The following is a 17,847-nucleotide window of genomic DNA, read 5'->3' as shown; positions in this document are numbered from 1 at the left end:
CCGAAAGGGGCGGTGCGTCCGCTGACGCACCGCCCCTCTCGTGAATCCGGCCTTACTTCACCGGGACGAGCAGCGCCTCGTCGGTGCCCGACTCGTTGTCGACGACGACCACCATCGCGCCGAGCGGCTTCTGGGCCGCGTAGGCGGAGGCGTCCGTGCGAACGGTCACCGAGGCCCGGCCGCCCTTCGGCACGACCTCGTACTGCCCGTTCGTGATCGCGGGATCGCCCGGGTTGTACGTCGCCGTCCCCGCGAACGCGTCGCTGCCATCGGTCGTGAGGCTGAACGACTGCACGGTGTAGTCGAACGGCCCCGTGATCTTCAGGTCGGCGAGGTTCACCGGCAGCAGGATCGTGCTGCTGTCGGTCGGCGCCTGCGCGAGGAACCCGCTCGCGGTGAGCGCGCCCGTCTTCACGTTCTGCACGAACACCTCGGCGACACCGTCGACCGAACCGCTGCGCACGGCGCCGGAGTCGTACGAGAACACGACCCAGTCGGGCGTGCCGTCGCGGTTCGTGTCGATGACGACGTCGAACTCGTTGCTCGCAGCGTTCGACCACCGCGAGTGCGTGTTCACGGCGAAGACGGCCAGCTGGTCACCGCTCGCGGTCGCGAACGACTGCACACCCGCGGCGCGCAGGTCGTAACCCGTGTCGGCGATCGCCTTCGGGGCATCCTTCTTGTCCGTCAGACCCCAGGTGTAGACGTCCGCTGCCGCATCCAGCGCACCCTTGCGGTTGCGCAGGTCGAGGACGTGGTCGGCGTCGGCCACGCGGCCGCGCGAGCTGAGCGAGCCCTTCACCGTCACGTCGCTGTTCGAGCGCGGGACGAGCAGGTAGGGCACGCGCAGGGTCGACCCCGGCGCGGTGAACACGACATCACCCGAGATCTCGGCGAACGAGAACTGGTCGTCCGCGCTCAGCGAGCCCGGCACCGAGGACGCCGGAGCGGACACCGTCACCCGGACGCTCTCCGTGCGACCCGGCTTCACCGTCACCTTCTTGGTGCTCGTCGTGACCTTGGCCTTCACCGACTGGGGCGAGGCCTGCGTCGAGACCGTGAAGGTCACGCTCTTCTTGCCGTCGTTGCGGACGGTGACCTTCTTCGTCCCGCCGAGCGTCGAACTCGACTCGTCGAAGCCGAAGCTCAGCGCCGCCTCGCGCACACGACCGCTGTCGGTGCGGAAGCTGTCGCCCGTGGCGGTCACCGTCGTCCGCACCGCCTGCGCGGTGTCGACGAGGCCGACGCCGCCGCGGGTCGGGTTGATCCGCGCGACGCCGTCCGGGTCGGCGGTCGACACGATCGCCGCCGAGATCCGCTCGGTGTCCCACGTCGGGTGGGCCTGCACCGTCAGCGCGGCGACGCCGGCGACGTGCGGGGCGGCCATCGAGGTGCCCGAGAGCACCGACGCGTCGCCACCCGTGCCGACGGCGACCGACGAGATCGAGACGCCCGGCGCCGCGACGTCGGGGCTGATCGAGCTGTCGCCGCTGCGCGGACCGGACGAGCTGAACGAGGCATAATCGCGGAACGCGGGGTTCGCGATCTGCGCCGCCTGGACGGTCACGGCCGCCCCCGAGGTGAAGGCCGCACCGTCGGACGAGCGGACGCCGAAGAACGGGATCGTGACCTCGTACGGCGTGCCGTCGTCGGGGTTCTCCGTGATGACACCCTCGTACGGGGGCAGGTCGTTCGTGGAGTTCACCATGACGACCGCCTCGGCTCCGGCCTGCTGCCCGAAGATCGGCTTGGCCGCGCGGGCGCACGTGCCGCGTTCGACGACGGCGATCTGGCCGCCGCCCGGTGTGATGCCGGCACGGGTGTAGTCGGATGCCGCGCACCCGAGCGCCTCGTTGGCGGTGGTCGCGGGGTCGTCGGTCAGTCGCACGACCGTCAGCTGCCCGACGTCGTCGAGCGCGGCACTGTTCGCGTTGATCGCCTGGACCTTCTTGCCGCCGACCGTGAGGGTGGCGCCGGGGAAGGATGCCGTGCTGTCGACGGCCGACACCGCGATCACGCCGTCACCGCTGCCCGGCGAACCGGTGAGGTACGGGCTCGGTCCGGAGTTGCCGGCCGACGCCACGACGACCACGCCCGCCCCGACCGCGTTGGCGGCGGCGACGGCGCTCGGGTCGTCGCCGCGGCCGAAGGACGAGCCGAGCGACATGTTGATGACGTCCATGCCGTTGTCGACGGCCCAGTCGATGGCCTGGATGGTGACGTCGGTCGAGCCGTCGCAGCCGAACACGCGGACGGCGTACAGGTCGGCCTCGGGCGCGACACCCGGTCCGACCCGGAAGTCGACGGACGGCGTCGTCTCGTCGTACGGACCGGTGTAGGTCTTGCCGTCGGTGGTGACGCCCGATCCGCCGGTCGTGCCGGCGACGTGGGAGCCGTGGCCCTCGCAGTCGAGGGGGTTGTTGTCGGGCTTCGGGATGAGGGCGTCGCCGGTGCCGCCGGCGTCGTAGTCGTCACCGACGAGGTCGATGCCGCCCTTGACGCGCGGGGCGCTCGGCCCGAAGAGCTTCGGGTCGGCGGGCGCATCCGAGGCGGCCGCGGCCTTCTCGTAGGCCTCGACCGTGCCCGGGCCGCCGAAGCCGGCGTGGGTGTAGTCGATGCCGGTGTCGATGATCGCGACCTTGACGTCCTCACCGGTGTATCCGGTGCTCTGCCAGACCGAGGGGACCCCGAGGAACGGCACGGAGACGGCGTTGTCGAGTTCGTGCGTCACGACGGGGTGGACCGCGACGACACCTGGGAGCGCGGCGACGTCGTCGAGCTCGGCGGCGGGCACGATGGCCTGGATGCCGTTGTAGGCGGACTGCATCTGCGCGCGGATCTTGCCGCCGCGCTGGGTGATGTCGCCGCGGATGGCGTCCTGCGCGGCCTTCAGGTCCTTCTTCACGTCGGTCCGCTCGGTCTTGCTCAGCGAGCGGCCTTCCTCGGCCTCGACGACGGCGACGGGCTCGCCCTCCATCTCGATGACGACCGACACCTGCCGATCGGGGTCGATCGCGGCCGCCGAGATGTCGCTGTCGAGGGCGCCGGTCGACGTGCTGCGGTCGAACCGCGCGGTGGGGTCGTCGTTCGGTGTCGCGGCGAGGGCCGCGGTGGTGGGCAGTGAGAGCGCGAGGACGCCCGCAACCGCCAGGATGCGTCGGTGCAAGGGGGGGACCGCCTTTCCTTCTGGGAAGAGCGCTCGGCTGGCTTGGGCGGGATCCGATCGGATGCCGCGGCCGAGGCTGATAGGAGGCTATGCATCCCCTGACCGTTCCCCAAGAGGAAGATGCGCAGATGAGAGGATCCTCACCCGGCGGGCGTCACGCGATGCGGGTCCCCGGCGGAAGACGACGCGCCGGCGTGCGGGTTCGCACACCCGCCCACCACAGCAGGAGGCCCGCCGCGATCACCTGCACGCCGAGGCCGACGAACCAACTCGGCACCGTCGACGCGATGATCTCCTCCGGTGTCGGGCCGCTGTCCTGCACGACGCAGTCGCTGTACGAGCTGACCGGCTCGGGGGCGATCTGCGACTGCCGGACGGAGTACTTCGTCCATCCGAACAGGTCGTCGGGGTTCCCGTACTCGTTGAAGCTCGACGGTGTCGCGTCGGCGAGGATCACGAAGGGGTTCGCCGCCAGGATCCACCAGAAGTAGTCGAACCGCGGCACCTCGTAGGTGGTGCTCTCCCAGTCGCCGCAGACCCACTGCTCCGGATCGTTCGGGCAGCTCGAGGAGCCGTCCGCGCACACGGGCGCGCCGGTCTCGTCGTACTGCGCCGACTGATACCGGTCCACGCGCTCGGTGCGGACGCTCGACCCGAGCAAGCCGAAGGCGATGACCGTCCCGACGGTGAGGGCCGCCACGACGAGGTAGGTCGTCGCGACGGAGAACAGCGGACGGGCGAGGATGCCGCTGAACGCCGTCCCGAGCGCCGCGACGACACCCGCTTCGACGACCAGCACGACGGCCGAGACCACGACGGCGAGCGGGTTGATGCCCCCGCCGAAGGTGGCGATGACGAGGAACGGCACGGCGACCACGGCGAACGCGAGCCCCGTCAGCCACGCGGCGAGGAACTTGCCGAGCACGATCTCGCGGGTCGTCGCCTGGGTGACCTGCAACGGGGCGAGGGTCGCGGCATCCCGGTCACCGTTGATGGAGTTGCCGCTGAGGGTCGGCGAGACGAGCACGACCAGCAGCAGCGTGACGAAGACGACGACCGAGTAGACGCCGGGACCGGAATCCTCCTGGCCCGAGAAGGAGAGGAAGGCGAGCGCGGTCGTCCCGACGAGGACGAGCGCGAAGACACCGAGCAGCACGTACCAGGACACCGTACGGATGCGCTGGGTCAGGTCGAGGCGGGCGATGGTCCACAGTCGCGAGAGGTTCATCGCGCACCTCCTTCGAGGTCGAGGAAGGTGTGTTCCAGGATGCCGCTGGCCGCGGAGAACTCCGCGACCGGCAGACCGGCCGCGACGAGCGCGGCGAGTCCCTGCGCCGCGGCCGCGTCGCCGGCGAAGCTCACGAGCAGGTCGCGTCGGTCGACGGGGAGGGTCGCGACGTCGAGCCCGAGGGCCCGTGCCACCGGGAGGGCGGCGGTCGCGGCATCCCGATCCGCGAGGCGGATCCGCCACGTCCGTGCACGACCGGCCGCCTCGGCGACGCGCTCGGAGCTCACGGTCTCGCCCTGCGTCATGAAGACGGCGTCGTCGACGACCTCCTCGAGTTCGGAGAGGATGTGGCTGGAGACCAGCACCGTGCGTCCCTCCGCCGCGAGCGAGCGCAGCAGCAGGCGCAGGTCGATGCGCGCCTGCGGGTCGAGACCCGAGGCGGGCTCGTCGAGCAGGAGCACCCGCGGGTCGTGGACGAGGGCGCGCGCGAGGCCGAGGCGCTGCTTCTGGCCGCGGGAGAGCACCCGGGCCGGAGCATCCCCGAGGGACTCGAGGCCGACGGTGGTGAGGAGTTCCGCGGCGCGTGCCGCGGCGGCCGTCCGGTCGAGGCCGGAGAGCCGGCCGGTGACAGCGATCGTCTCGCGGGCCGAGAGCGAGGGCCACGCGCCCAGGCTGTCCGGCATCCACCCGAGCTTCGCGCGCGCCGCCGCGGGGTCGGTTACGGGATCGATCCCGGCGATCCGGATGGTGCCGGCGTCGGGGGCCAGGAGCGAAGCGAGCATCAGCAGCAGCGTCGTCTTGCCCGCGCCGTTCGGGCCCACGAGGCCCGTGACCGCGCCCTCGGGCGCCTGGAAGGTGACGTCGCGGACGGCGTGGACGTTCCCGAAGGATCGTCGCACCCCCTGGGCGACGATGCCGGCAGCAGTCATACCGCTCACCCTAGGGGGCGGAGGTGTCCTCCTGGGGAACGCGCGGACGCACGCGCAGATTGAGCAGGCCGAAGGTCAGCAGCAGCGCGACCGCGACGACGGGTGCCGACAGGGCCACCGCGGCCCCGGCGGACTCGGCCAGCGCGCCGACCACCATGCTCGCGAAGGCCTGGCCGACGACGACCGCCGAACCGAGCACGGCCATGACCGTCGCCTCGCGTCCGCGCGGCGAACGAGCGGCGGCGAGCGCGTAGATCGTCGCGAGCGTCGGGCCGATGCCGCAGCCGGCGACCGCGAGAGCCCACCCCATCGAGATCGCTCCCGTTGCCCCGGCGGCGAGAACCGCACCGATCAGCAGGACGGCGGTGAAGCCGATCCAGCGCCACGGCAACGCGAAGCGTCGCGGCAACAGGCCCACCCCGAGCGCGAGGATCGCCGAGCCGATGCCCATGATCCCGTAGAGGATGCCGGTCTGCTCGGGGAACCCGCCCTCGTCCGCGAAGGCGGTGAGCGAAGTCAGCATCGCTCCGAAGAACAGTCCGGTCGCGAAGGTGCCGGCGGCGGCGACGAGGATGCCGGGGCGCAGCACGGCCCGCGCCGGCTCACGCCCCGCACCCTGGTCGGCGTGGCCCGCGGTGCGCGCGGTCGGGTGCAGCGCGAACGCGGTGACGAAGACGACGGTGAGGGCGGCGGCGGCGAGCACCGGAGCGGCGGGGCTCGCCGCGATCGCGACGACGCCGACGAGGACCGGCCCGAAGACGAAGACGATCTCATCGACGGCCGACTCGTAGCCCATCGTCGACTCCTGGAGTCGGCCGCGGGCGACGCGGTCGAGCCGCATCCGGCCGATGGAACCGACCAGTCGGGCGCGCGACATCGGCGAGACCTGCGGGGCGGTCGCCCCGGCGAGCACCGAGACGGCCAGGAGCACACCGTCCGGGGTGTCGCCGTAGGCGACGGCGACGAGGGTCACCAGGACGGCGCTCTGGACGAGCGTCGCGAGCAGCAGCACCGGTCGCTGACCCCAGCGGTCGGCGGCCGCGCCGATGAGGGGGCCGGTCGCGATGGTGCCGAGGCCGACCATCGCCGAGGTGAACCCGCCGACGGCGAGCGATCCGCGAGCGTCGACGACCATCGTGAGGACGCCGACGACGATCATCGCGTACGGCAGTCGCGCAATCAGGGCGATGGCGAAGTATCCGATACCCACAGAAGCGGCGAGCGTCCGGAGGGGGCTGTCGCGTTCGGGGGCGCGCACCGGTGTCGAGTCGGTGAGGGGCATGTGTCATGACCTCCGTGCAGCTGAGGCGTCGTGCCGCCTTGACTCTCCACGGATCAGGTAGTTACACGGGGTGCTGGCGCACCGGCATCCATTCTACCGCGCGTCACCTGAGCGTCCCGGGTGGGCGAAGAAGGCGACGCCGAGGTCGGGGTGGTCGACGAAGACGCCGTCGACGCCGGTCTCCGCGATCCGGCGCCACTCCCCCTCCCAGTCGCCGAACGTCGCGTCGTCGCCGGGTCCGCGGAAGAGCGGGTCGAGGAACGCGTTCTCGGGTCGGCACGTCCACACGTAGACCTCGAGCCCGCGACCGTGCGCGTCCGCCACGACGGACGGATGCTCGAGCACGATCCGCTTGTCGAGACTGATCCCATTCACCTCGCCCGCGAGCCGGTCGAGCCCCTCCGGGGTGAGCTGGTCGGCGTAGGTGACCGCGTCGTCGCCGTCCGCCGCCCGGAGGTCCCACGCGGACCCCTCCGCCTCGAGCAGGTAGACGTAGCGGGCACGGAGGCCGCGACCCCGCAGCTCCTGCAGGATCCGCTGCTCGAACGATTCGATCACCAGCGGCCGCTCCCCGACATCCCATCCGGCGCTGCGCAGTTCGTCGGCGAGCAGCCCCGCGACGTCGTACCCGATCGATCCGAAGTACGTCGCGTGCTTCACCTCCAGCACGACGCCGGCTCCCGCCGGGGCGGCAGCCACGAGGTCGAGGAGCTCGCGCAGCCGCAGGATCGGCTGACCGCGGTCGCTCGCCGCGCTCCCCGGCCGAAGGTGCGGCAGCCGTTCCCGGCACCGCAGCGTGGCCAGCTCGTCCCACGTGAAGTCCTCGGTGAACCATCCGGTCAGGTCCGCGCCGTCGACGACCTTCGTCGTCCGACGCGACGCGAACTCGGGATGGTCGGCCACGTCGGTCGTCGACCCGATCTCGTTCTCGTGCCGGACCACGGCGATGCGGTCCGCGGTGAAGACGACGTCGGGCTCGACGGCGTCCACCCCGGCGGCGAGAGCGAGGTCGTAGGAGGCGCGCGAATGCTCGGGCAGGTACCCCGGCGCGCCGCGGTGACCGATGACGAGCGGGCGGTTCACGGACATGCGGTCAGGGTACCCAGCTCGGGTGACGCGATCCGCCGCAGGAGCGCGGCCAGAGGGGCCTCATAGTCCTCTCACAGCGGGGGCCCGCACCCGCGGAAACACGGTCCGATACGCTGGATCGACAGCACAGCGCTGTGAGTCGACTTTTGGAGTGAGACACACAATGGCAGCGTCCGGCAATTTCGCCTTCAACAATCCGGTGTTCCAGGAGGATCAGCGCCGTCCCGGCCTGACTCCCCCTGCCGCGCCGACGAACTACTCGGCCGCCTCGCACCAGGCCGCCGACCTCGCCGCGAGCGCTCAGCTCGAGGGCATGTACGCGGCCCCCACCGCATCCTCCGCCAACACCGGCCGGATGACGGTCGAGGACACCGTCGTCAAGACGGCGGGCCTGTTCGGCATCCTGCTCGTGACCGCACTCGTGGGCTGGTTCTGGACCCTCGGCGGGTCGCTCATGCCTACGCAGGTGGAGCCGGCCGACCTGACGATCATGCCCTGGATCATCGGCGCGCTCGTGGGCTTCGTCCTCGCGCTCGTCATCAGCTTCACGTCCCGCAAAAAGGTCCGCCCGGCTCTGGTCTGGGCGTACGCGGCGGCTGAGGGTCTGTTCGTCGGTGGAATCTCGGCGTACTTCGAGTTCATCTGGCCGGGCGTCGTCCTGCAGGCGACCATCGCGACCCTCGTGGTGGTCGGCGTGACCCTCGCTCTCTTCGCGAGCGGCAAGGTCCGTGTCAGCAAGAAGGCCAACAAGATCTTTATGATCGCGATGGTCAGCTACCTGGTGTTCGGCCTCGTCAACCTGGTCCTCATGTGGACGGGCGTCACCCAGGGCACCTTCGGCCTCTACAGCCAGGAGGTCTTCGGCATCCCGCTCGGCCTCATCATCGGCCTGCTGGTCGTCCTCATGGCGTCGTACTCGCTCGTCCAGGACTTCGACCTCGTGCAGCAGGGTGCCCGCAACGGCGCTCCCCGCGAGTTCGGCTGGATCGGCGCCTTCGGCATCATGGTCACGGTCGTCTGGCTCTACGTCGAGATCCTCCGCATCATCGCCATCCTGCGGGGCAACGACTGACCCCCGCCTCACACGACGAAGGCCGTCCGGGAAACCGGGCGGCCTTCGTCGTTGCGGGCGATCCGCGTGCTCAGGACGGGAGCCGCAGGACGGCGACCGTGCCGCGCGGGGCGTGCGACTCGAGCGTCACGGTCGCCCCGTAGGCCTCGGCGAGCGACGCGGCGTTGGAGAGCCCGATGCCGGTGCCGGGGATGGCGGCATCGTGTGCGTACGGAGCGCGGTAGAACCGGTCGAAGGCGTGCGTGCGCTCCTGCTCGGTCATCCCGACACCCTGGTCCGCGACGGTGACGACGATCTCGCGTCCCTCCTCGTAGGCCGAGACCACGACGTCGCCGCCTCCCGCGGGGGTGAACTCGACGGCGTTGCGGAGGAGCTCCTCCAGGATCGACGCGAGATCGCGGACGGCGATGCGGGCGGCCCGGTCGGGCATCGCGCCCATCTGGATGTGGATGCGGCGGTCCCGCGCGCGGGCCGCGACCTCCGAGATCGCGTGTTTGACGACGGGACCGACGTGGGAGGCTCCCGAGCGCGCTTCGACGTCGCGTGTCGACTGTCCGGCCGCGATGAGGCGCTCGACGAGCCGCAGCAGGCGCTCCGCTGACCGCTCGACGGCTTCCCACCGTTCGGTCTCGGCCGACTCGTTCATGAGGGCGATGTCGGTGTGACCGAGGATCACCGTGAGGGGCGTGCGGAATTCGTGACCGACGGTGCTGAGGAACCGATCGCGGACTTCGACGGCACCCACGAGCTCGGTGACGTCCTGACCGACGATCACGATCCCGACCTCCTCGCCGCCGGCGACGACGGGACGCACGATGACCTGCAGCACGCGCCGCGGGTCGCCGCCGAACTCCACCGTCCGCGGCGCGGCGAAGTCCCCCGAGCGCACGCGCTCGACGAAGTCGGCCGAGGTGGCCTCGGCGGGCATCGAGGTGTCGGCGCGCCAGATGACCGAGAGGAATCCGTCCCGGTCGATCTCGTCTATCCCGGATCGTCCGCTGATCTCGGCGGCGACGGCGTTGAGCAGGATCGGGCGTCCATCCGGTCCGAAGACGGCGACGGCGTTGTCGGTCGCGTCGAGGGTGGCGCGCAGCATGGCGGTGTCGCGGCCCGACAGCCGCAGCGCGTGATCGAGTTCATCCGACACGGCCTCGGTGTGCGCCCGCATCCGCCCGAGGTCCCGGGCGATGAGGGCGATGGTCCCCGCGATGAGCCCCGCGATGATGGGCAGGGCGACGACCGAGACGACGTCGGCGGCGTCGCGGAATCCACCGGTCCGGATGATCTGGATGAGCGGTCCGAGAGCGGTCAGCAGCACGCCGGCCACGACGGTGGCGGGCGGGAAGGCGAAGGCGAGCCAGCCGAGCGGGAAGATCACCAGCAGGCCCGCCGCGGGCAGGACCTCTACACCGGCGTCCCGCAGGGGAAGGCACGCGAGGATCTGCACGAGCGGGATGGCCGCCAGCCACTCCGTGTGCGTGGTCGGCTGGACGAGCCAGACGGCGGTCATGGCCGCCGTGCTCAGAACGATGACGCCGAAGCCGGCGAGCAGCAGCGGGGTGATGCGGGCGCTGTCGATCGTCCCGAGGATCAGCACGACGATGAGGGCCGAGATGGCCAGGACGAACTGCGCGTACGGCTGTGTACGCGGACGCTCGATCAACGCCTCACCCCCTCCTCAGACGGCGGTGCAGACCGGGGCAGGAGCCCGCGCTCACTCTGACCGGGCCGGACACGCCGTGTCAAGGGCTGGCGACGCGGCTCGTCACGGGGGTTCCCCCCGCGACTCACTCCCATTCGATGGTCCCCGGGGGCTTCGACGTGACGTCGAGCACCACCCGGTTGACCTCGCGCACCTCGTTCGTGATGCGGTTGCTGATCTTCGAGAGCACGTCGTACGGCAGCCGGGTCCAGTCCGCCGTCATGGCGTCCTCGCTCGAGACGGGGCGCAGGACGATCGGATGCCCGTAGGTCCGCCCGTCCCCCTGCACGCCCACCGAGCGAACGTCGGCCAGCAGCACGACGGGGCACTGCCAGATCTCGCCGTCCAGTCCCGCCTTCGTCAGCTCCGCACGGGCGATGGCGTCGGCGTCACGCAGGATCTCGAGGCGGTCAGCGGTGACCTCACCCACGATCCGGATGCCGAGGCCGGGCCCCGGAAAGGGCTGGCGCCCGACGATGGCCTCCGGCAGACCCAGCTCGCGACCGATCGCGCGGACCTCGTCCTTGAACAGGGTGCGCAACGGCTCGACGAGCTCGAACTGCAGGTCCTCGGGAAGCCCGCCGACGTTGTGGTGGCTCTTGATGTTGGCCGTGCCGGCACCGCCGCCGGACTCGACCACATCCGGGTAGAGGGTGCCCTGCACGAGGAACCGGATCGGGTCGCCCTCCGCGGCGGCCTCGGCGATGAGGTCCGACTGGACCTTCTCGAAGGCGCGGATGAACTCCCGGCCGATGATCTTGCGCTTCTGTTCGGGATCGCTCACGCCGGCGAGGGCGTCGAGGAAGGTCTCCCGCGCGTCGACGGTGATCAGGCGCACCCCGGTCGAGGCGACGTAGTCGTTCTCGACCTGCTCGCGCTCGCCCTTGCGGAGCAGACCGTGGTCGATGAAGACGGCGGTGAGCTGGTCGCCGACAGCCTTGTGCACGAGGGCGGTGGACACCGCCGAGTCGACGCCTCCCGACAACGCCGAGATGACCCGGCCCGTCCCGACCTGCGCGCGGATCTTCTCGACCTGCTCGGCGATGACGTTGTCGCTGTTCCAGTCGGCGGGCAGTCCCGCCGCCTTGTGCAGGAAGTTCTCCAGCACGCGCTGGCCGTGGTCGGAGTGCTTGACCTCGGGATGCCACTGCACGCCGTAGAGCTTACGGGCGTCGTTCGCGAAGGCGGCGACGGGGGTGGCCGCGGTCCGCGCGAGGACCTCGAAGCCGTCGGGAGCGGCGCTGACCTGGTCGCCGTGGCTCATCCACACGTTCTGGTCCACGGGCTGTCCGTCGAGCAGCACGTTGTCGGTGACGATCGTCGCATCCGTCGCCCCGTACTCGCGAAGGCCGGTGTTCGCGACCTCGCCGCCGAGGGTCTTGGCCATCACCTGGAAGCCGTAGCAGATGCCGAGCGTCGGGACACCGAGGTCGAAGACACCGGCATCCAGCTGCGGCGCTCCCTCCTCGTAGACCGACGAGGGACCGCCCGAGAGGATGATCCCGACAGGGTTCTTCTCGGCGATCTCCGCAGCCGTCGCGGTGTGCGGCACCAGTTCGCTGTACACGCCGGCCTCGCGGACGCGACGGGCGATCAGTTGCGCGTACTGGGCGCCGAAGTCGACGACCAGCACGGGTCGCTGGGAGGTTTCGGTCTGCTCTGTCACCGGGTCTCCGTGGGGGTTTCGAGGGGGACGGATGCGGCGGCCTCCCGTTCGGCCAGGTACTCCCTGACCTCGCGGGCGACCTTCGCCTCCATGAAGAAGGACAGGAGGGGCACGATGCCGCCGAGCGCGAGCACGACGAAACGCGGGAAGCGCCACCGCATGAGGCTCCACACCCGGAAGCACGCGAAGAGGTAGACGACGTAGAACCACCCGTGCACGACGAGGATCGCGAGCGAGATGTTGACGCCGTCTCCGGTGGAGACGATGTCGCACGTGTTCGTCATCGGCGCGAACAGCGAGTACCACTGGCAGTCGGGGCCGGGGATCGCCGTCGCGAACCACAGCAGCCCACCGGAGCCGCCGGCGAAGAGCTCGACGTGGAGCGGCGTGTACTTCAGGATCATCTCGGCGACCAGCAGAAGCAGGCCGACACCGGTGACGATCGATGCGATCTGGTAGAACCGCAGGGCGCCGCGGATCGCCGGGAACGTGGCGAGTTTGGGCTGGACGGGCATGGCTTCCAGTCTACGGGCGCGGCAGGGGCTGCTCGGCGCCCTCGCCGTCGTCGGAGAGCGCTTCGACTTCCTTCTCCCACGCGTCGCGCGCCAGTCGGTACCACATGTAGAAGGCGAAGCCCGCGAACACCGCCCACTCGATGGCGTAGAAGATGTTGAGCCAGTTCACCGACGACAGCTCGGTCGGGGCCGGCGCATGGATCTGCTGCAGCGCGCCGAAGGCCTCCGCGGAGACGAGGTAGGGACGGTAGACGTCGAGCCCCTCGATGTCGCTCCACTGCGAGAGCAGCGCGGCCGGAGACATCGCGGTGATCTCGAGAGGGTCGGCGTCCCGCGGCGGCTCCTTCGCGCCCTCGTCGGAGATGAGCCGTCCCGTCAGCGTGACGTCCTGCGGCGGCGCGTCGCTCAGAGCGGATGCCGCGGCATCCGCGTTCTCCCGGTCAGGCGTGAACCCGACCGCCACTGCGAGGGAGGTCGGACCGTCCACCCCGGCGGTCGTCGGGTCGACGCGGAATTGTCCCGCCACCCAGTATCCGGGCGTGCCGTCGTCGTAGCGGGAGGTGACGACGCGGAAGTCGCCGGCCACGAAGGAACCCTTCACCTCGACCCGTTGGCCCACGAGCGGCTCCGGCAGGTAAGCGCCGGGAGCCACGACCTCACCCAGCGGACGCACCTGCTCGGTCATGCCCGCGGGCGGCGGATCGGTGTCGATGGCGTTCCCCAGCTGCCATTGCCCGAGCCACGCGAAGATCCCGGCCACGAGCAGGGCGAGGCCCAGCATCCCGATCCAGAACGGACGGGTCATGACCTCCCGCAGCGTCGGCGGGAAGACGTCGGGAAGATCGTCGACGGCGGGGGTTCCGGTCATCAGTGGGACGAGGCGTACGGCGCGACGACGACCTCGACGCGCTGGAACTCCTTGAGATCCGAGTAGCCGGTCGTCGCCATCGACTTCCGCAGCGCACCGATGAGGTTCGCCGTGCCGTCGGCGACGGGGGCCGGGCCGTAGAGGATCTCTTCCAACGGCGAGACCTGACCGACCTCGACGCGGGTGCCGCGCGGCAGCTTGGCGTGGTGCGCCTCGGGTCCCCAGTGGAAGCCGCGGCCGGGGGCGTCGGTCGCGCGCGCGAGCGCGACGCCGAGCATGACGGCGTCGGCGCCCATGGCGAGGGCCTTGACGATGTCTCCCGACGTGCCGACACCGCCGTCGGCGATGACGTGCACGTAGCGCCCGCCCGACTCGTCGAGGTAGTCGCGGCGCGCGCCGGCGACGTCGGCGACCGCGGTGGCCATCGGCGCGTGCAGGCCGAGGGTGGCGCGAGTGGTGGATGCCGCTCCCCCGCCGAACCCGACGAGGACGCCGGCGGCGCCGGTCCGCATGAGGTGGAGCGCGGCCGTGTAGGTCGCCGCACCGCCCACGATGACCGGGACGTCGAGGTCGTAGATGAACTTCTTGAGGTTGAGTGGCTCGTCGACGCTGGACACGTGCTCGGCCGAGACCGTGGTGCCGCGGATGACGAACAGGTCGACGCCGGCGGCGACGACGGTCTCGTACAGATCCTGCGTGCGCTGCGGGGTGAGCGCGCCGGCCACCGTCACGCCGGCGGCGCGGATCTCGGCGAGGCGGTCGCGGACCAGCTCGGGCTTGATCGGCGCGGAGTACAGCTCCTGCATCCGACGGGTCGCGCCGTCCGCGGGGAGCGCGGCGATCTCGGCGAGCAGCGGCTCCGGGTCGTCGTACCGGGTCCACAGCCCTTCGAGGTCGAGCACACCGAGGCCGCCGAGCTGGCCGAGCATGATCGCCGTGCGCGGGCTCATCACCGAGTCCATCGGCGCGCCGAGGACCGGGATGCCGAAGCTGTAGGCATCGATCGACCAGGTGGTCGAGACGTCCTCGGGGTTGCGCGTGCGCCGCGAGGGCACGACGGCGATGTCGTCGAAGGCGTACGCGCGACGCGCGCGCTTGGCGCGGCCGAGCTCGATTTCCATGGTCACCGTCCCAGCCTACCGTCGGGGCCCGACGCGCGCCCCGCCTGCTCAGCGGGCACGCGCCACCCGCCGTTCGTCCCACACGGGCTCGTCGGACTCGTAGACCGTGCCGTCGGCCCCGAAGACGAGGAACCGGTCGAACGACCGTGCGAACCAGCGGTCGTGGGTGACCGCGAGCACGGTCCCCGAGAACGCGGTCAAGGCGTTCTCCAGCGCCTCGGCCGACACGAGGTCGAGGTTGTCGGTCGGCTCGTCGAGCAGCAGGGTCGCGCCCGAGAGTTCGAGCAGCAGGATCTGGAACCCTGCCTGCTGGCCGCCGGACCCGAGCGCGGAGCCGCGGAGGTGCTCGAGGCGGCTGATCGCCTCGGTCGGACCGTTGGATGTGCCGGGTCGGTCGACGTAAGCGAGAACGTCGTCGGCGCGCTTGTTCAAGGTCCGTCCGAGCGTGTTGGGCTCGACCAGTGCTTTGAGATGAGCCTGATTGAGTCGTCGGTTGGATTCCGACAGGCGGCTCCGGCGAACAGCCCCTGACCTGCGGAAACGCAGAGCAGGGGCTGTTCGGTTCTGGTGGCCGCGCGATGCGCTGGCCTCACGGCTCTGCCCGACACCGACGTCGCTCTCCTCTGCGACGGCCCCCTCGCCGGCTGAGCGCTCGCGGCCGGCATCCTGTCCGTGTGCCGGTAGACCTCGCACCGCTCGGCAACGCGACGGGGCGTTGTGTCGCGACCTGGTCGGGTCCGACGGCTCGGCGGGGCGCGATCGTCTCGTGCGTTGGCGGACTACGGGAGCTTGGACGCGAGGACGTCGGCCGCCAGGATCTCGGGTGCTGCGCCGAGGAGGTGCTGGTTGGCCATCAGGGCTGCGACGATGGCGCCGTTGGCGTGGGCATCGCGAGCGGCCTCGTCGGGGAATGCATCGAAGATCCAGAAGGTGTCGGCGTGGGTCCTGACCGCGAACCAGACAACCGTTCCTACTTCTTCGTTGGCGAGTGCGACAGCGCCGGCGAGCAGATCGGCGACCGCGTCGTGCTGTCCATCCGCCGCGACGATCTTGGCGACGAAGGCATACGGAAGTGATGCGGGTGTGGACATGAGGGACTCTCCTTGCAGTCGGGGTTCTTCGTGGGACGAGTTCAGCGTATGACGGGCAAGGGCCGGCCGGCAGTGGCGTATACGGCAGGATTGCTACTGTTTACGTCATGCGTATCGGACTGATCGCGATCGACGGCTGCTTCGGTTCGGCTATCGCGTCGATCATCGACATCGTGCGGGTGGCCGATGGAGCTCGCGGCGATGTCGACCCGCGGATCGACCCGATCGAACTCGCCATCCTCGGACCGAAACGGCGAGTGACCACGACGGCATCGATGACCCTGTCGGTGGACCAACCGCTGTCGGAGTCCGGAGAGTTCGACGTGGTCGTCGTCCCTGCGCTTGGAACCCTTACGGCCGCCGCTACCAACGACGTCCTGCAGAGCCGAGATGCTCGTTCGGTCATCGCCTCGCTCGGGCGCCTCGACGAGGCGACCACCCGGATCGCCGCGGCGTGCACCGGCGTGTTCGCCGTCGCCGAGACCGGACGGATGCATCATCGGCGGGCGACGACCAGCTGGTTCCTGGGGCCGGAGTTCCTGAAGCGCTATCCGACCGTCGCCCTCGATCTCGACACCATGGTCGTGGCCGACGGGAACCTCGTCACCGCCGGCGCCGCCTTCGCCCACATCGACCTCGCGCTCTCACTCGTGCGATCGATCAGCCCCGACCTGGCCCGACATGTCGCCAAGCTCCTCATCATCGACGAGCGCCCGTCGCAGGCGGCCTTCGTCGCCTACGATCATCTCCGGCACGAGGACCCGATCATCGTCGAGTTCGAACGCTTCGTGCGCGCCCGCCTGGACGAACCGTTCAACGTCGCCTTCGTCGCGCAGTCGCTCGGCACCAGCCGGCGCACCCTCGAACGACGAGTCCGTGCGGCGCTCAACCTCACTCCGCTCGGCTTCGTCCAACGGCTTCGCATCGAACGAGCTCGGCACCTCTCAGCAACCACGGACCTCACCTCCGCCGAGATCGCGCTACGGGTCGGCTACGCGAACGCCGAGACTCTGCGCTCCCTCCTGCGCAGGGAGCGACGCCGTTCCTGACCGATCGCCATGCCTGAGAACCACCTCTCAGCACGTCGCGTCCGCGCTCCTGCGTCGCCCCTGGACGACCCACTCGACATGCCCGCAGCACAGGCCATGCGACGTGCCCCGGCTTCCCGGACGGTCGGGTTGGGTGGCTTGTGTTCTCATCGAGAGGATCAGCAGACCCCATCAGGGTGGATTGGGAAGGGCCGCCGTCGTGCAGGTGTCCCACACGGTCTCGTACTCGTGACCGGCGGCATCCGCGTAATCGGCGATCGCCTCGGCGTAGCGCATCTGCCCATCGAGATCGTCGGACTCACTGAGCGCGTTCTCGGCGTCCTCGAACTCTCGCGCCTCGGCGCGGATCCGAGCGGGAGCCACGGTGATGAGGAGGTCGTGGACGGTCTGGCCGGAAGCCCCGTGCCCGATGAACTGATCCATCACACCCGGCGAACCGCCGATCGTGACGGCGCCGCCGTGCGCGCGGAGCTCGCCTCGGATGATGCCCATGAGCGTGATCTTGCCGGCCCCGTTCTGCCCGACGAGGGCTGTCGTCGATCCCGCCGGAACGCGGAACGCCACGTCCTCGAGAAGCGGGGTCCCGTCGGGGAGGGTGAACGAGACGTTCTGCACGTCGATCTGAGCCACGATGGGCGGTCCTTCCGCCCCGAGAGCGGTGCCGATCAGCTCATCGGAGAACGCAGGTTCTCACGACTATGCCCGGAAACCACGAAAGCCCCGACCAGCATTGGTAGGGGCTTTCGATCGAAAGAAGTCCGGCGGTGTCCTACTCTCCCACAGGGTCCCCCCTGCAGTACCATCGGCGCTGTGAGGCTTAGCTTCCGGGTTCGGAATGTGACCGGGCGTTTCCCTCACGCTATGGCCGCCGAAACACTATTGATGTTTCAGTCTGCACAACGATTGTTCGTTATGCGGTTCTCGACCGTACATCGAGAACCACTCAGTGGACGCAAGCACCTAAACGGTGTGTTATCAAGTCATCGGCTTATTAGTACCGGTCAGCTTCACGTGTTACCACGCTTCCACATCCGGCCTATCAACCCAGTAGTCTGGCTGGGAGCCTCTC

General features: G+C 70.1%; 14 protein-coding genes, 2 rRNA genes and 1 pseudogene. 2 read left to right on the top strand and 15 right to left on the bottom strand.

Translation table 11 applies throughout. The annotated features are described in order from the left end of the window. Positions 1-52: 52 nt before the first annotated feature. From AB0P29_RS05960 to AB0P29_RS05940, 5 genes are all read right to left on the bottom strand, one after another. Positions 53-3,166, bottom strand: a complete 3,114-nt coding sequence (locus AB0P29_RS05960; RefSeq protein ID WP_363379061.1) for a S8 family serine peptidase — start codon at positions 3,164-3,166, stop codon at positions 53-55. 154 nt (positions 3,167-3,320) lie between these two features. After that, entirely contained in the window at positions 3,321-4,394 is a 1,074-nt protein-coding gene (locus AB0P29_RS05955; RefSeq protein ID WP_253034977.1) for an ABC transporter permease, read from the bottom strand. Continuing rightward, positions 4,391-5,323, bottom strand: coding sequence for an ABC transporter ATP-binding protein (locus AB0P29_RS05950; protein WP_253034978.1), 933 nt, complete (start codon positions 5,321-5,323; stop codon positions 4,391-4,393). The genes AB0P29_RS05955 and AB0P29_RS05950 overlap by 4 nt, the downstream gene beginning before the upstream one ends. 10 nt (positions 5,324-5,333) lie before the next feature. Further along, positions 5,334-6,605 carry an MFS transporter gene (locus AB0P29_RS05945; protein ID WP_253034979.1) on the bottom strand — a complete coding sequence of 424 codons (1,272 nt, stop codon included), beginning with the start codon at positions 6,603-6,605 and terminating at the stop codon, positions 5,334-5,336. 93 nt (positions 6,606-6,698) lie between these two features. Continuing rightward, positions 6,699-7,694 carry a glycerophosphodiester phosphodiesterase family protein gene (locus AB0P29_RS05940; RefSeq protein WP_253034980.1) on the bottom strand — a complete coding sequence of 332 codons (996 nt, stop codon included), beginning with the start codon at positions 7,692-7,694 and terminating at the stop codon, positions 6,699-6,701. 163 nt (positions 7,695-7,857) lie between these two features. Here AB0P29_RS05940 and AB0P29_RS05935 point away from each other — a divergent pair, with 163 nt between their 5' ends. Further along, positions 7,858-8,766, top strand: coding sequence for a Bax inhibitor-1/YccA family protein (locus tag AB0P29_RS05935; protein WP_064001235.1), 909 nt, complete (start codon positions 7,858-7,860; stop codon positions 8,764-8,766). Positions 8,767-8,836: 70 nt separating this feature from the next. Here AB0P29_RS05935 and AB0P29_RS05930 read toward each other — a convergent pair whose 3' ends face one another. The 7 genes and pseudogenes from AB0P29_RS05930 to AB0P29_RS05900 all read right to left on the bottom strand — a co-directional run bounded on the left by AB0P29_RS05930 (position 8,837) and on the right by AB0P29_RS05900 (position 15,729). Next, positions 8,837-10,429, bottom strand: coding sequence for a PAS domain-containing sensor histidine kinase (locus AB0P29_RS05930; protein WP_363379060.1), 1,593 nt, complete (start codon positions 10,427-10,429; stop codon positions 8,837-8,839). A 124-nt stretch (positions 10,430-10,553) separates the two neighbouring features. Then, positions 10,554-12,134 (bottom strand): glutamine-hydrolyzing GMP synthase, encoded by a 1,581-nt coding sequence (gene guaA / locus AB0P29_RS05925; protein WP_217531550.1) that lies wholly within the window; start codon positions 12,132-12,134, stop codon positions 10,554-10,556. Continuing rightward, complete coding sequence (locus AB0P29_RS05920) at positions 12,131-12,649, bottom strand: DUF3817 domain-containing protein (protein ID WP_253034983.1); 519 nt, start codon at positions 12,647-12,649, stop codon at positions 12,131-12,133. The genes guaA and AB0P29_RS05920 overlap by 4 nt, the downstream gene beginning before the upstream one ends. 10 nt (positions 12,650-12,659) lie before the next feature. Beyond that, positions 12,660-13,517, bottom strand: a complete 858-nt coding sequence (locus AB0P29_RS05915) for an SURF1 family protein (RefSeq protein ID WP_253034984.1) — start codon at positions 13,515-13,517, stop codon at positions 12,660-12,662. Further along, on the bottom strand, positions 13,517-14,638 hold the full coding sequence (locus AB0P29_RS05910) for a GuaB3 family IMP dehydrogenase-related protein (protein ID WP_064001230.1): 1,122 nt from the start codon (positions 14,636-14,638) through the stop codon (positions 13,517-13,519). The genes AB0P29_RS05915 and AB0P29_RS05910 overlap by 1 nt, the downstream gene beginning before the upstream one ends. Positions 14,639-14,686: 48 nt before the next feature. Further along, a pseudogene (locus AB0P29_RS05905) lies at positions 14,687-15,103 on the bottom strand (ABC transporter ATP-binding protein); the annotation flags it as partial. A 314-nt stretch (positions 15,104-15,417) separates the two neighbouring features. Further along, positions 15,418-15,729: an antibiotic biosynthesis monooxygenase gene (locus AB0P29_RS05900; protein ID WP_311284431.1), complete on the bottom strand. Its 312-nt coding sequence runs from the start codon at positions 15,727-15,729 to the stop codon at positions 15,418-15,420. Between the two features lie 107 nt (positions 15,730-15,836). On the opposite strand from AB0P29_RS05900, the gene AB0P29_RS05895 reads away from it, so the two are divergent. Continuing rightward, entirely contained in the window at positions 15,837-16,778 is a 942-nt protein-coding gene (locus tag AB0P29_RS05895) for a helix-turn-helix domain-containing protein (RefSeq protein WP_363379059.1), read from the top strand. Between the two features lie 171 nt (positions 16,779-16,949). Here AB0P29_RS05895 and AB0P29_RS05890 read toward each other — a convergent pair whose 3' ends face one another. The 3 genes from AB0P29_RS05890 to AB0P29_RS05880 all read right to left on the bottom strand — a co-directional run. Continuing rightward, a complete protein-coding gene (locus AB0P29_RS05890) occupies positions 16,950-17,408 on the bottom strand; it encodes an ATP-binding cassette domain-containing protein (protein ID WP_363379058.1) in 459 nt (152 codons plus the stop codon). Between the two features lie 126 nt (positions 17,409-17,534). Further along, positions 17,535-17,651: ribosomal RNA gene (rrf, locus tag AB0P29_RS05885) — 5S ribosomal RNA — on the bottom strand. 98 nt (positions 17,652-17,749) lie between these two features. Next, positions 17,750-17,847 (bottom strand): 23S ribosomal RNA (locus tag AB0P29_RS05880); the annotation flags it as partial.

The organism is Microbacterium sp. NPDC080220, from assembly GCF_040686395.1.
Taxonomy (GTDB): domain Bacteria; phylum Actinomycetota; class Actinomycetes; order Actinomycetales; family Microbacteriaceae; genus Microbacterium; species Microbacterium gawkjiense.
The sequence above is the reverse complement of the archived record's forward strand: the minus strand, read 5'-3'. Positions and strand labels throughout refer to the sequence as shown.

Excerpts from the sequence above, each read along its gene's own strand:
- AB0P29_RS05955 (WP_253034977.1), bottom strand. The coding sequence starts at position 4,394 with ATGAACCTCTCGCGACTGTGGACCATCGCCCGCCTCGACCTGACCCAG.
- AB0P29_RS05910 (WP_064001230.1), bottom strand. The coding sequence starts at position 14,638 with ATGGAAATCGAGCTCGGCCGCGCCAAGCGCGCGCGTCGCGCGTACGCC.
- AB0P29_RS05945 (WP_253034979.1), bottom strand. The coding sequence starts at position 6,605 with ATGCCCCTCACCGACTCGACACCGGTGCGCGCCCCCGAACGCGACAGC.
- AB0P29_RS05895 (WP_363379059.1), top strand. The coding sequence starts at position 15,837 with ATGCGTATCGGACTGATCGCGATCGACGGCTGCTTCGGTTCGGCTATC.
- AB0P29_RS05915 (WP_253034984.1), bottom strand. The coding sequence starts at position 13,517 with ATGACCGGAACCCCCGCCGTCGACGATCTTCCCGACGTCTTCCCGCCG.
- AB0P29_RS05935 (WP_064001235.1), top strand. The coding sequence starts at position 7,858 with ATGGCAGCGTCCGGCAATTTCGCCTTCAACAATCCGGTGTTCCAGGAG.
- AB0P29_RS05950 (WP_253034978.1), bottom strand. The coding sequence starts at position 5,323 with ATGACTGCTGCCGGCATCGTCGCCCAGGGGGTGCGACGATCCTTCGGG.
- AB0P29_RS05940 (WP_253034980.1), bottom strand. The coding sequence starts at position 7,694 with ATGTCCGTGAACCGCCCGCTCGTCATCGGTCACCGCGGCGCGCCGGGG.
- AB0P29_RS05900 (WP_311284431.1), bottom strand. The coding sequence starts at position 15,729 with ATGTCCACACCCGCATCACTTCCGTATGCCTTCGTCGCCAAGATCGTC.
- AB0P29_RS05920 (WP_253034983.1), bottom strand. The coding sequence starts at position 12,649 with ATGCCCGTCCAGCCCAAACTCGCCACGTTCCCGGCGATCCGCGGCGCC.